This is a genomic window from Solobacterium moorei (genome assembly GCF_036323475.1).
Classification (GTDB): Bacteria; Bacillota_I; Bacilli_A; order Erysipelotrichales; family Erysipelotrichaceae; genus Bulleidia; species Bulleidia moorei.
Map to the genome: position 1 here is coordinate 1,561,752 of NZ_AP028934.1, position 12,998 is coordinate 1,574,749.

General features: G+C 37.3%; 12 protein-coding genes and 1 pseudogene. 3 read left to right on the forward strand and 10 right to left on the reverse strand.

Annotated elements, in window-relative coordinates; genetic code table 11:
* Position 1: 1 nt before the first annotated feature.
* From RGT18_RS07830 to RGT18_RS07860, 7 genes are all read right to left on the reverse strand, one after another.
* A complete protein-coding gene (locus RGT18_RS07830) occupies positions 2-178 on the reverse strand; it encodes a hypothetical protein (protein WP_162141254.1) in 177 nt (58 codons plus the stop codon).
* A 13-nt stretch (positions 179-191) separates the two neighbouring features.
* Complete coding sequence (locus RGT18_RS07835; RefSeq protein ID WP_028078929.1) at positions 192-1,226, reverse strand: hypothetical protein; 1,035 nt, start codon at positions 1,224-1,226, stop codon at positions 192-194.
* Positions 1,227-1,503: 277 nt separating this feature from the next.
* The gene (locus RGT18_RS07840; RefSeq protein ID WP_282894012.1) at positions 1,504-2,067 is read right to left on the reverse strand and encodes a helix-turn-helix domain-containing protein; all 564 of its coding nucleotides are present in this window, start codon (positions 2,065-2,067) and stop codon (positions 1,504-1,506) included.
* 325 nt (positions 2,068-2,392) lie between these two features.
* Positions 2,393-2,872 (reverse strand): hypothetical protein, encoded by a 480-nt coding sequence (locus tag RGT18_RS07845; protein WP_028078881.1) that lies wholly within the window; start codon positions 2,870-2,872, stop codon positions 2,393-2,395.
* A 138-nt stretch (positions 2,873-3,010) separates the two neighbouring features.
* Positions 3,011-3,949, reverse strand: a complete 939-nt coding sequence (locus RGT18_RS07850; protein WP_028078882.1) for an alpha/beta hydrolase — start codon at positions 3,947-3,949, stop codon at positions 3,011-3,013.
* Positions 3,950-4,030: 81 nt separating this feature from the next.
* On the reverse strand, positions 4,031-4,657 hold the full coding sequence (locus RGT18_RS07855) for an L-2-amino-thiazoline-4-carboxylic acid hydrolase (RefSeq protein WP_028078883.1): 627 nt from the start codon (positions 4,655-4,657) through the stop codon (positions 4,031-4,033).
* A gap of 41 nt (positions 4,658-4,698) precedes the next feature.
* Positions 4,699-4,893, reverse strand: coding sequence for a hypothetical protein (locus RGT18_RS07860; RefSeq protein ID WP_028078884.1), 195 nt, complete (start codon positions 4,891-4,893; stop codon positions 4,699-4,701).
* 377 nt (positions 4,894-5,270) lie between these two features.
* Here RGT18_RS07860 and RGT18_RS07865 point away from each other — a divergent pair, with 377 nt between their 5' ends.
* The gene (locus RGT18_RS07865) at positions 5,271-6,545 is read left to right on the forward strand and encodes a helix-turn-helix domain-containing protein (RefSeq protein WP_338175878.1); all 1,275 of its coding nucleotides are present in this window, start codon (positions 5,271-5,273) and stop codon (positions 6,543-6,545) included.
* Between the two features lie 709 nt (positions 6,546-7,254).
* Here RGT18_RS07865 and tnpC read toward each other — a convergent pair.
* The 3 genes from tnpC to tnpA all read right to left on the reverse strand — a co-directional run bounded on the left by tnpC (position 7,255) and on the right by tnpA (position 9,766).
* Positions 7,255-8,835, reverse strand: coding sequence for an IS66 family transposase (gene tnpC / locus RGT18_RS07870; RefSeq protein ID WP_051241081.1), 1,581 nt, complete (start codon positions 8,833-8,835; stop codon positions 7,255-7,257).
* A gap of 225 nt (positions 8,836-9,060) precedes the next feature.
* Positions 9,061-9,420 (reverse strand): IS66 family insertion sequence element accessory protein TnpB, encoded by a 360-nt coding sequence (tnpB, locus tag RGT18_RS07875; RefSeq protein WP_338174904.1) that lies wholly within the window; start codon positions 9,418-9,420, stop codon positions 9,061-9,063.
* Positions 9,413-9,766: an IS66 family insertion sequence element accessory protein TnpA gene (tnpA, locus tag RGT18_RS07880; protein WP_338174902.1), complete on the reverse strand. Its 354-nt coding sequence runs from the start codon at positions 9,764-9,766 to the stop codon at positions 9,413-9,415. Before tnpA ends, tnpB begins: the two co-directional genes overlap by 8 nt.
* 100 nt (positions 9,767-9,866) lie before the next feature.
* On the opposite strand from tnpA, the pseudogene RGT18_RS07885 reads away from it, so the two are divergent.
* Together RGT18_RS07885 and RGT18_RS07890 are read left to right on the forward strand one after the other, a co-directional pair.
* Positions 9,867-11,102 (forward strand): annotated as a pseudogene (locus tag RGT18_RS07885) (ISL3 family transposase); the annotation flags it as partial.
* 328 nt (positions 11,103-11,430) lie between these two features.
* A complete protein-coding gene (locus RGT18_RS07890; protein ID WP_338175880.1) occupies positions 11,431-12,741 on the forward strand; it encodes an ISL3 family transposase in 1,311 nt (436 codons plus the stop codon).
* The last annotated feature ends 257 nt before the right edge of the window (positions 12,742-12,998 follow it).

Genomic DNA, 12,998 nt, shown 5'->3' on the forward strand with positions numbered 1-12,998 from the left:
ACTAACCCTCCATATTTTGTTCAAATTGCCAATAAACATGTAATTTCGTTTGTACGTTCAACATCATTTGGAATAACTGAAATAGTTTTTCTTTTTTTCGTGATTCCGGCAATGCTTTCCATTCAGAATGTACTTTTTTAAGAACATCGTCATACTCTTTGATCAACATCTCATCCATTTTTCTCTTCTCCTTAGATTCCATACCGGTATTTCATCCGGAATTCTTCAATTTCCTGATTAAAATCTTCGACCAAACTGTCCAGATTCTCCTGGACTCTCACCACATTCATGAACGGTGAGAATGATAGTTTTAGTTTTCTGTTTCCTCCAACTTTTTTATTGAAAAAACCATTTTTGAAACGATTTAAGTATCTCTGTGCAATCACCATGAATCGGTCATATGTTTTCCTTTCTTGTAGGAAATAACCATCCCTGAGTGCAATCCACTCCATCTGCAGTTCCTGTTCTATATGTTGTATGGCTGAATTTATCCTGGTTAGATTGATGTTTTGATACTTATTGAGCCAATCATGACGTTTCAGCTTTGGAAGTAGGAATGTTTTGTTAAACTGAATCTTCAATTTAACAAATGCTGCAGCAATACACTGGCGTATATGGCTTAGCAATCTATCAAAGCCAATTCTCTTTTTTCTGTTTGAATGCTTTCTGGCAAATCCATCAGCCGTAAACATTCGGCTCTTTAGGCTGAAGTGTGATATCCAAGTCTTCCGAATGTCACCTGCCTTTACAATTCTTCTGGCTTGAGGATCGTCTGCTTTACATAGTTTCCCTGTGAGCTTGTTTTGAAACCTATCCGACTTCCATCTATCTTCATAGATAAGTTCTTCTTTACTGTAATATCGTTCAGAAATAAGTATTTTGATATACTTCCCCTTTCCTCTTGTTTCCAACCATGCCGCATAGGGTAGATGCTTTTCATGACCAAACAATTCATGCATGATGACATGTACACAATGTTTGACATCCGTTATTCCGGTAGGTAGCAAAATCTCTAAAGACTTTGCCTGGATATTGAAGGTGGATGCTCTCTTGCCTGCCCTACTTATCTCAAATTCTTCCAACATACAGAAGAATTCTTGCCAGCCAAGATCCGTAACCGTGGAATCCACTACCACATCACCAGTGCAAGCGGTAATCCAATCACTAATACTGAACACAGACTGCAGATCATCATAAATATTTGTCCTGTTAAAAAATGTTTCCATAAAGCTCCTTCATTCAATTAACTACACATCATAGGTTTCCTATGTTGTTTTTTTATTTTATTTGTGATTTTTAATAAATCTTTAACATCTATAAAATTGCTTTTTTTAGTTAAATCTTATATATTTATATATGCAAAGAGGTCGGTCAGGTCATACTGATAGTATCTGAGTATCTGAGTCCTCTACATATGCACTATATTGAAGGCTATTAACCTTCTCCCTTGATCACAGAACACTCTAGCTTGGTAGGCGATGGGTAAATGTTCATGTGATTTTTTTATTCTCTTTTGTTTTCTTTAATGATTCGATAGATCGTTGCCAGATGTACTTTAAATCGTTCTGCAAGGTCTTTACTGCTATATCCTTGCTTATTCAACGCTAAGATAGATTCTTTATCATCTTGCGTTAATCGCTTAAATGTAGAACGTTCTACAAGCCCTTCCAGATGTAGCATGATTACCGGAATACTATGATTTGTTATCCTTGCAATTTGTGCCGGCTTTTTCCCTTCTTGATATAATTGACGGATATATTGATGTTCATCATCTTTGATCTTATGAACCTGCTTTCTTACATCCTTTAATACCTTTGCGATTGTCGGCTCTGTCCATCCGGTTTTTTCACGGATTTCTTTAACAGATAAGCCTTCTTCCCAAAGTGCATGGATTCTCTTATCATCTGCTTCCGTAAGTGATGTGCGTACATATTTTCCGGCAATCACATTTTTCACGGTTGATTCGGCTATATCCAAAACTCCAGCAATGACATTTGGATCAACGTTTTGTATATGCAACTCTTCTATTTTCTTAACGATCTTTTTACTGACTTTTTCCAATGCCATTAGCTTATCCTCCTTTCTCAAAATAAAAACAATGCGACCAAGAGTTATATTTCTCTTAATCACATTGTTTAATGTTTCTATGCGATTTGAGTTATACCACTCTTTTCGCATTTATCTTAGAATTTACGATGTTTGGTTGCGTAGTTTCCCACGAAAGCCTTGTTTTACTTGATATATCACAGCCAAACCTACACGGCGTCCGACTCGGCAAAATTATCTTGAATTTATAAGCGCCGAAGCTGCCACCGAGCGGTTAGGGATCGCGACTATATTAGTTCCGTCCGGAGCGGTTCGTATTTATCCATAAATTACTCTAGCATCGGTTTCAAAACAGAGTCAGTAGATATCCGTCAAGCGCCGCGACAAAAAAATACAGAACCAGCGCTCTTAAAAAAGCTTCAATGTGCTTTTTAGGATTTTGGTAGAGTTCCTTTTGCGGTATTTTTAATAATCTGACCCTCTTTGTGTTTCTCCACCATATCAGATCAATAACGATAAGGTCAAAAGCATTTAACGTCTCGCCTAAAATCAGCAAACTAATAAAGTTATGCATAAAGTTTGCCTGACGAATGAAGATGCCCAACAATAAAAACAAGATAGTAAATAGTAAAAAATTCGCAATCCACGCGGCGAATCTGCCTGTTTCCTTATATTTTCCCTGATACTCTTCAATCTCTTTGATTTGCTTTTGAACTTCATCAGGATAGGACCTGTAATTTCTTAAATTTTTCTCGTCCGTGCCGGTACCCAAAAAACAGAGCACAAAAAATGCAGCGCATAAAATGACGCTTTCAATTACAAGCATAGATTTTCAAATCTCTTCTTTCCATACGTTCCACCGATGACCTATTATCCATAACAGGCGAGTTGTCTTGAGTTATCCTTCTTATAAAGAATAACTCTGAGTTCTCGCATCTCCAATTTCCTCTTCTTCGTCTTTAGATTAAGATTTCAATAATTCAGTAATTTGTTCCTGCGCCTCTCTGCCTTCTCTAAAAAACCTTGCCATAGGATAACAGTGACACATTCCTTTACCTACAATGATTTCATATGGGACATGGTATTTTTCCATTGCTTTTTTTAATTCGTCCGCAAAGGCGTAGAGACATTCATTTTCGCCGTAATAAAAATATGTTTTCGGAAAGTCGGTAAAATCTCCTACCGTTCCGTCTAACATATATTCCGGTAAATCTTCATCTCCCTTTAAAATTTCTCTTGCGGTTTTAATATATGTAGGTTCAATCATTATGTCCTTATGGTTAAGTTCATTTAATCTCTCCCATATTCCCTTATTTTTGTCAAGACTTACATCGGGAATTCCGCCCGGAGAAACCGAAATAATTTTGCCCGGCATGTTAACAGGTCTACCCAATGCGTTGTTGTGCAAAAATATTCCAAGAGCCAGACAAGCTCCCGATGAAAATCCAAGGACACTTATGTTCTCCGCCTTGTATTTTTCGGTCATCAGCCTATAGGTTTCAAATGAAACTTCATATGTCTTATCCACCTTTACATCTTCCGAGCAAAGTGGATAGAATAAAAACCAAACATCTTTGCCGGTTTGTTCCATTATTCTTTCCGACAAAGTAAAATCCAATTTGTTCGGTTGTGTAATCATTCCTCCTCCGAAGAGATATAGCACCGCTCCATGGGCAGGGCTTTTATTTTTTTGATATGAAAGAAGCCTGTATCCCATAACATCTCTGTCGTAAAGATAATAATTTTTTCTCTTTGCCCTCTTCATTGCCTTATCTAAATCAAATACAGCTTTTGCGTTTTCTCCCTTTGCGTACTCAAGCATCTCTTCTTTGTTTTTTAAAAACATTTTTTTGACGTTTAGTAATCTTACTATGCCTGATGCGATTTTATAAGTTAAACTCATTTTATTTTCCTCCATTAAATAACTTATAACTCTCGATTTTCCGAGTTAACAACGCCCGTGTCTTTTCCTTATTACTCAGGTTCATTCTCTGTCGCCTGTAATAAAATAATCGCAGCAATCAGCTCCGTTTGCTATCGTGTCTTTTCTGTGGAGTACTCCATGTTGAAGACTGATCATAACTTCATCTAATTCACAAAATAGCGGCATTAATTCCGCCACCCCCAGTTTCTTTGTGTAGGCGCAAATCGGGCAGCGTGTAATTCTATAATAACAGGCGCCCTCATATGGCTCTCCCACAAAATCAACTTTAAATGACGTGGGATAGAGCTTTTCTTTTTCCTCTGTATACCACTTATAATACTTAACTATATTTTTCTTATTGGCCTCTTTTCCCCTCTCAGTATTAAGGTCAGTTAACGAAAAATACCGGCTTATAAAATAAAGAGAGCTCCGCATCATTTCTTGGATTATTTCAGGAGGAATGCTTTTCTCACTTGCTAAGTATGGAGAAACAAATACAAGAGCGAACCTCTCATTGTATGCCATCGGATTGTCATTGCCGATATCATCCGCTTCTTCTATCAATTTCCGGTAAATTGTCTTGCTTTTTTTGATTATTTTTTTAGCATATTCCCGTCCATATTTTTCCCACAAAACTTTTTTCATTGGATGTTTAAACAGATAGAAATAAAACCCATTATATTTCATATTTTACCCCCCGTACTTTTATTTGTTCTTCATTGAAGACTTTATAAGTTTGATAAACGCAGACGCAAGATAATCGTCTTTTTTCCACGGTCGGCATTCTTCATTGAAAGTCGGCTGATGAAGTTCGCGCGCTTACCGAGTATTTCCCGAATTTCTGAAAAAAAGAGTTTTTCCTCTAAAAGAGTCACATGAGCTTCTTTGGCAAATTCAGAGCTGTCATCTACCGCAAATGTCATAATAGCGTCTGCATTTCCGGTGCGTTTAATAAACCGCTTTCATGTTCAATCCCCATAAAGCACATTCGCTTAATATACGTATTTACTGCAATGTCACAAAACTTTTAAGAATTAACCATAATTTATTCTATGAAACAGCTATATTGCCCCCATTTCTCTGGTTAGCCTCCGCTAACATCATATTACTGTTTTTGTTAATTTTCCATACAATATTGCGAAACTTGCGAAATCTGTTATTAGCCTCAAGTGAAAAGTTAAATTCCACTTCTAAGGTATGAAAGTTGAATTTAATCATTCACCAAGCTCTAGTTGAATTTACTCTTACACTTCTAGTTCAATATAAGTGCCGATTCTTCGTGTTTTAGGAGGAAAACATTATGTTAACGAAGAATTCACACATGTCTTATTCAGATAGACAGATCATTGAAACTGGTATCGAAAATGGTTCTACCAAACAAGCTATCGCTACTACCCTTGGTAAAGACAAATCAACCATAGGAAAAGAAATCAAATTCCATCGTGTCCTTGCATACAAATGTAATCTGCCTCTAGAGTGTGCTAACTACAAACGCTGTAAACATGAACGCCATTGTACTCTGGATTGTATCGATTATGTCCCTTTCAAATGTACTCGCAGGGACAAGTCACCAGGAGCTTGTAATGGATGTGGAAACTATCGCTCTTGTCGCTATGAAAAATATCGATACTTTGCCCTCGATGCACAGCACGACTACCAGATGACACTTACATCTTCACGACAAGGTGTCAATGCGACAGTAAATGATATCAAGCAGCTCGGTGAACTCTTATTACCATTGATTAAGAAAGGTCAGTCCATCTACTCTATTCTTCAAAGCCACAAAGAGATCAAGCTATCCGAAAAGACGATATACAACTATATCGAAAATGGTGTCTTCCAAGATGTGGGTGTATCGATCGGTGCCATCGATTTGAAACGTGTCGTAAGACGAAAGATGTCCAAACAAAAGCGCAATACATACAAGCCACGTAAAGACAATCGATACCTGACAGGAAGAAAGTACTCCGACTTCTTGATATACATGGAAAAGAATCCAAATGCCAAGGTCGTAGAGATGGATACGGTATACAACGACGTGTCCAACGGACCTTTCCTACAGACCTTCAAATTCAGAGAGTATGACCTGTTGATATGTATCTATCAAACCGTAAAGGACTCCTTACATATGTTGGATGGGATCCTATTATTGGAAAAGATATTAGGAAAAGAAATGTTCGAAAAAGAAGCCGAGGTCATATTAACAGACAGAGGAAGTGAATTCGTCCTAGCTGAAGAAGCGGAGATACGTGAAGATGGAACTCGCAGGACACGTATGTTCTACTGTGATTCGATGGCCTCTTGGCAGAAAGGTAGTCTAGAGAACCTACATCTATTGGTAAGAGAGATATGCCCAAAGGGATGTGATCTCCATGCATTGGGACTTACATCACAAGAAAAGGCAAATCTCATCAGTATCCATATCAATTCATATCCAAAAGAAAAGCTGCACGGAAGATCATCCATACAGCTGCTCCATTTCTACAACGAAGAAATGGCCAAGAAACTCTATGATTTTGGAATTACCGAAATCCCACCAGACGAAGTAATTCTAAAACCATATCTTCTAAAGTAAGAAGATAACCAAAAAGTTTCAGAATCAATCACACACGAAGGATCGGCATATAACTTTCACCAAACAACGAAGTAGAATCAACTCTTACAAATTTTTGAATAGTAGATTCTGCCTACCTTTCATGCGCTCATTTTTCTGTTACTTCACCTTCATTCTAACTAAAATAAAATCATTTTCAACTTAAAAATAGTACCATCTTGGATTATCAATCCTTGATAGTACTATTTCTGAATGACTTACTTCCACTTTATTGTTTATTCTTTAGAAGTGGAATTTAACTTTTCACTTGAGAACTCTATTTCTCTGGCTGTGGCTTTACAATAGATGTGAGACCTTAGGGGTAGAAAAAAGCGATTGAGTCCGTTAGAATGGTTTTTATGGCGCTCTAAAATTACTTGGGGTTGGGGTACCGCAATGAGAAGATTTGGGGTGCCTTTTTGATACTTCTTCAGAAAACTTGGGGTACCTTCAAAAATAAAAAAACCTCTCATGTTATTATCTTTTTGCTATGAAAGAAAAGAACTAGAGAGGAGGCCATAAATGGCTATTGATTATATTATCACATCTGCTTTGAACTTGTCCCAAGATCAAATTCAAAGTCTATCTACATCTCGCAATCAGGATACCTTGAATATTTATCGTAAACGCTAAACCAGTTGTACCATATAGATAAAATAAAATCGTATTTGAGATAGTGTTGTAAAGTATCTCAAGTACGATTTTTATAAATGTTATCTGGTAGTTCTTTTGACCAAGGTAGTAATCTATCTGGTACCTCCACCGTTAGGTCATGTATCGTTTTAGGAAGTTCTTCTAACAGATAGCGAATATATTCGTATATCTTGATATCATTTGCTTTACATGTTTCTACGATACTATAGAGTACTGCACTGGCCTGTGCTCCTTTTATCGTATCGATCATGATCCAGTTCTTTCTTCCTACTGTAAATGGTCGTATCGCTCTTTCTGCCGCATTGTTATCTAGAGGTATTCTTGCGTCCTTTAGAAATTCTCTGAGATAGGATTCTTGATTCAGGGCATAGGTAAAGCCTTTTCCTGTTTCTGATTCTCTTGATACATTCTCCCAATATCTTTTTACCCATGTGAAAAATTCATCCACTAGGGGTGCTACTTTCTCTTTCCTCTGTCTTAGCTTTTCTTGTTCGCCCAATCCCTTCAATTGATTATCTTCGTGATAGATTCTATTGATCCTATCTACCGCTTCCTGGGCAAGTGTCTGACTCGTCTTCACTGCTTTGATGAGCGTCGTGAACTTTCTTTTGAGATGGGTCCAGCACCCAGCTACGGTAAAGCTTTCGGGATCTTCCTTGGCCAACTGGTGATAAGCACTGTAGCCATCACATACAAGTGTCCCTCTAAATCCCTCTAGGAATCTTTGCGGATGTTCATGGGACCTCGTACGTCGATAATCATACAGGACGATCCGCTTTTCTTCCTCATGTGCCCCTGTACGATATACCCACATATAGGACTTACTGCCAGCTTTTCTGCCATCTTTGCTTACCTCGAATGGTGTTTCATCCACATGCAGTATATCCTGTTTGATCATTTCTTCTTTTAACCTATCGTAGAAATGTATCAAATAGTTGTCGGATGCTTGGATCATCCAATTGGCCATGGTGGATCGTGAAATGTTGATCTGGTTTTCTTGGTATGTCTTTTCTTGTCTATATAACGGTACGGCATTGACATATTTGCCCCATATGATAGATGACACCAGTGATGGGGTAGCGATACTGTTTGGCCATAGTTCTACAGGCTTCTGTGCTCGTATGATTGTCTGGTTATCCTTTGCGGCATATACACCAATTTTATAAGTGACCGCTTCGAAAGATGCTGGTATATGTTCCAGTTTCGTTATGATCTGATATGGCAGTCTCTTCCATCCGCTCTTGCCAAATCTTTCATTCAATTCTTCTTCGGATAGTTCGATATATTCTTCACGGTGGTTCGTGATCTTCTGGATGTCTGATGCCCGCTTTCCTTTTGCCTTCTTCCTTGGTGCAGCTTCCTCTAACGTTGGCTCTGGTTGTAGTAAATCAAACAATACTTCAGGTTCATTAAAACCGAGTTCCAACTGTTCAAAGATTCCAGAACTCTGTTTCTCTGTACTTCTGCCAAAGCTTCTTTGATTCATGATCTTGATCTGTTCACTAAGAAGTTTGATAGTAGCTTCTAGACTTTCTACACTGCTTTGCATACTCATAAAGAGCTTTATGATGATGTCCTTTGGCAGGCTTTCTACTTCTTCCTCACTTAGTTTTTTCATTTCCATAGCTTATGTATAAACCATTATGAGGGTGCCGTCAAATGTGGAAAACTTTGATTTTCCACACAAATATTTTACTGGTACCAGCGCATATCTATGGCGTAATAAAAAGGCACGTATCAAGCAGTTTGGGGGCTGGAGTGTAGAAATTCATCTACTGCTTTTTATGTGCCTTATACGCCATCTATAGGCCTATCTTCTTAATAAAAGTTGTGGATAACTTTTTTACAGTATCATCTTTCGTTCTACTTTCTGAATTGTCTTCCTCTGTATGATTGCCATGCCTTCAAACAGCCAATGATACTGTTCGATACTAATGTTCTCTATGTCTTCTGTCTTTCTGGGCCATTGGAATCTTCCTTCCTCCAATCGTTTATACAATAATAGGAATCCATCTGCCTCCCAAAGCAGTCCCTTCATACGATTAGTCTTTCTTCCACAAAACAAGAATAACGTTCCTTCATCAAAAGGATCTAGGTAGAAATGGTTCTGAATGATCGAAGCCAACCCATCTATTCCATTTCTTAGATCTGTATATCCACATGCAATATAGATCTTCTTAAAACCACAATACTCTTTAAGCATGGGATACCGCCCGAATGATCTTTAGTAATAGCTCATCTGAAATATCTTCACCGATCTCTATCTGATGATTGCCCAATTGAATGTGTGCAGAACCATGTCGAATAGGTTTCTTCAATTCTTGAAATGTGACATCTGATGATGGCGGTAAAGTTGCAGGAAAGATATCCATATGATTACCGACTTCTTGCGCCAAGTGGTTACGCAACTTTCGGTGATAATACCAATATTGTTTTTCGTTGATTCCATGTTCGTTACACCACTGTAGAACAGATTGACCACTTGTCTTACATTCCATAATGATCGATACCCATCGCTGTGCCTTTAGCTCTGCCGCTGTCATTATCATAAAATAATCACCCCCAAACCCTCACGATTCTTAAGGGTTCTAGGGTGATTATGACATGACTTATGATTAATATACAGGTACTACCTATTTAGCGTTTACGATTTATCTTCTACTGATAAATAAACACCCCATTTGCCCTTACTGTGGTGCTGATACATCTAGCAAAGGACTTCTAACATATACATTCAAAACGCAAGACATCGCTGGTCTAAAAACGATTGTCAATTGGAAACGTAGACGATATAAGTGTCGTGACTGTCATCGTACTTTTAGTGAAGACAATATCTTTACCCCTGATGGTATGCACTCCACCTTCTCTATGGTCGATCAAATCATGAAAGATCTAGGTGATATCTCCATTAACTTAAAGACAATTGCACTAAGAGCACATGTATCTATTCCTACGGTAGAACTCTATGCCGATAGTTACTTGAGAATTCCAAGGCAGTTCTTACCCGAGTATCTAGGAATTGATGAACTATATTCTGACATGGCGTTAAAAAACAGTTCTTACTTATGTGTCATGGTCGATAATAAAGCTCGTGTTCTAAACGAAGTCATACAGTCTCGTTCAAAAAAGGAACTCAGCACTTACTTTGAAAATATCCCATTAAGTGAGAGACAAAGAGTGAAGATTGTGACCATGGATATGTGGCAGCCATACAAAGATGTTGTAAAGAAATATCTGCCCAACGCCATCGTCGCTGTAGATCCTTTCCATGTCATCGAGCATCTTACATCTGGATTCTCACGTCTACGTATCGATATCATGAATCATTATGAAAAAGGAAGTAGAGCTTATTATCTTCTTAAAACATGGCATAAATTACTGGAAACCGACTACAACTTAGATAACGAGCCGAAATATAACAGTTTCTTTAGGCAAAAATTGAATTATCGAAATCTATATGATCAGTTATTGGAGATTGATCCAGTTTTAACGCTTGCCTACCACTTAAAAGAATTATTTCGCAACTTTAATAGAACTGCTATTTACCCATCTTGTACAATCGAAATTACCTCCATACTAGATGCGTTTATTTCTGCCGACATACCTGCGTACGAAGACTTTTTGACATCTATCACAAACTGGAAAGAGGAGTATCTCAACTCGTTTAGAAGACCGTATGATGACAGAAAACAATCGAATGCACTATCAGAATATATGAATAGTAGATTACGTGTACTGATCAATGTTTCTAATGGTCTTTCAAACTTTCCAAGATTCCGTGCTAGAGTGCTCTACGCGTTAAACAGAAAACTATATTACACAATTACGGATCACCTTCAATCCAACAAAAGGATTGGAAAGAAGCGTGGTTCATACAAAAAATAATTAACAATAAAACATTTCTTTCTTAGCACATATAAAAGGTAGAAATCGTAGACAAGAGACATTATTCTCATCTACAATTTCTACCTTTTTACCCCATGTAATTTTAAAGCGGATTTTTCTAAAACCCCAAGTTATTTTACATTAGGCAAAAAAGGAGCTTATAAACGAAGGCACTTTAAAATCTCATGGGGTTGGGGATAGGCTATAAACTTTTGTGGGCGCGAAAAATCATCGTGCTCATTTTTTGTGGGGAGACCAAAATATAATAAAACCTCCATGCTATTATCTTCTTGTCTGGAGAATCAAATAGAAATGGAGGTAGCCCTATATGGCTATTCATGATTTTATCACGTCAACCTTAAATCTAACATCAGATTCAATTCAAGAAATCGATGCGATACGTAAGGAAGACCGTCTTTTTGTATATATCACACTGGTAAACCAACACCCAACCTGTCCTTACTGTGGTGGCCCTACAGTCTCTAAGGGTTATATTCATAGAACTTATAATCACCTTCCTTTAGGTGATACACCTTCTTCTATTCATTGGAAGCGTAGACGTTATACTTGTAAGGATTGTTTTAAAACATTTTGTGAAGAAAATCCTTTTGGGCCTGAATATTTCCATCAAACCTATGCTGTACTGTATAAGATTGCTGCTGACTTTCAAAATCTACATCTATCCTATAAAGATATTGCCGAAAGGTATAATACCTCGGTTACTACTGTCCAACTATATGCCGACAGTTTCATTCAAGTCCCAAGGTTAACTCTACCGATCAATCTAGGAATTGATGAGCTTCATTCTAATATGGCCAAATATGGTGGTTCATATCTATGTTCTTTTGTAGATAATGATGCTCGCGTTCTTAATGAATTATTACCCGATCGTTCAAAACGAACATTATCAGCACATCTCGAGAAGATACCTCTAGAAGAAAGAAAACGTGTCTTATATGTAACCATAGATATGTGGGAACCTTATAAACAAGTCTCTCTCAAATACTTTCCAAACTGTAAGATATCCGTCGATCCTTTCCATGTAGTCAAACATCTTTCTGATGGTTTTACTACATTACGTGTATCTTTAATGAACCAGGTTCCTAAAGAAAGTCCTGCTTACTATCTGCTCAAGCACTTTCACCACCTCTTGGAAACAGATTGCTTTCTGGATAACGAACCTAAATATAATCATTTCTTTCGTCAGAAGATGAACTATCGAGATCTATATGACGCACTTCTCAATCTCAACCCGATACTCAAAAAGGCCTATGGGTTAAAGGAAGATTATAGATATTTTAATAGAAATTCTACTTATCCAGAATGTATTGAAGAACTCACAGATTTAATTAGGTATTTTAAAGAATCTAGACTAGTATGTTATAGCGAGTTCATTAATCTATTGGAAAATTGGTTTGAAGAAATATGCAATTCATTTCAAAGACCAACAGAAGATAGAAAACAGTCTAATGCACTCGCTGAGAGCCTTAATCAAAAGATGCGAGAATTTATTATGATATCAAATGGTCTCAGTAATTTCGAAAGATTCAGAGCACGTGTAATTTATGCACTAAACTACAGAATTGGCTTCTCATTGACATTAAACATTCAAGCATACAATCGTAAACAGAAAAAATAATAAATATATTGTTACTCTCCAGACAAAAAGACAATCCCGTAGAGAATCACTCTTTGGAATTGTCTTTTATAAAATCTATCCCCATGGGATTTTATTGCGTGTTTTTTGAAAACCCCACGCTATTTTAAATTACCTAAACGAAAATTCCGTTTATAAGCTCCTATACTTGCGCGTTAGTGAATCGAAAGATAAGTGGAAAACTAGAGGTGTTTCGAATTGCCAATGGTTTTAAACCAGCTTACAGTTAACAATTTATT

Excerpts from the sequence above, each read along its gene's own strand:
- RGT18_RS07830 (WP_162141254.1), bottom strand. The coding sequence starts at position 178 with ATGGATGAGATGTTGATCAAAGAGTATGACGATGTTCTTAAAAAAGTA.
- RGT18_RS07835 (WP_028078929.1), bottom strand. The coding sequence starts at position 1,226 with ATGGAAACATTTTTTAACAGGACAAATATTTATGATGATCTGCAGTCT.
- RGT18_RS07840 (WP_282894012.1), bottom strand. The coding sequence starts at position 2,067 with ATGGCATTGGAAAAAGTCAGTAAAAAGATCGTTAAGAAAATAGAAGAG.
- RGT18_RS07845 (WP_028078881.1), bottom strand. The coding sequence starts at position 2,872 with ATGCTTGTAATTGAAAGCGTCATTTTATGCGCTGCATTTTTTGTGCTC.
- RGT18_RS07850 (WP_028078882.1), bottom strand. The coding sequence starts at position 3,949 with ATGAGTTTAACTTATAAAATCGCATCAGGCATAGTAAGATTACTAAAC.
- RGT18_RS07855 (WP_028078883.1), bottom strand. The coding sequence starts at position 4,657 with ATGAAATATAATGGGTTTTATTTCTATCTGTTTAAACATCCAATGAAA.
- RGT18_RS07860 (WP_028078884.1), bottom strand. The coding sequence starts at position 4,893 with ATGACATTTGCGGTAGATGACAGCTCTGAATTTGCCAAAGAAGCTCAT.
- RGT18_RS07865 (WP_338175878.1), top strand. The coding sequence starts at position 5,271 with ATGTTAACGAAGAATTCACACATGTCTTATTCAGATAGACAGATCATT.
- tnpC (WP_051241081.1), bottom strand. The coding sequence starts at position 8,835 with ATGAAAAAACTAAGTGAGGAAGAAGTAGAAAGCCTGCCAAAGGACATC.
- tnpB (WP_338174904.1), bottom strand. The coding sequence starts at position 9,420 with ATGCTTAAAGAGTATTGTGGTTTTAAGAAGATCTATATTGCATGTGGA.
- tnpA (WP_338174902.1), bottom strand. The coding sequence starts at position 9,766 with ATGATAATGACAGCGGCAGAGCTAAAGGCACAGCGATGGGTATCGATC.
- RGT18_RS07890 (WP_338175880.1), top strand. The coding sequence starts at position 11,431 with ATGGCTATTCATGATTTTATCACGTCAACCTTAAATCTAACATCAGAT.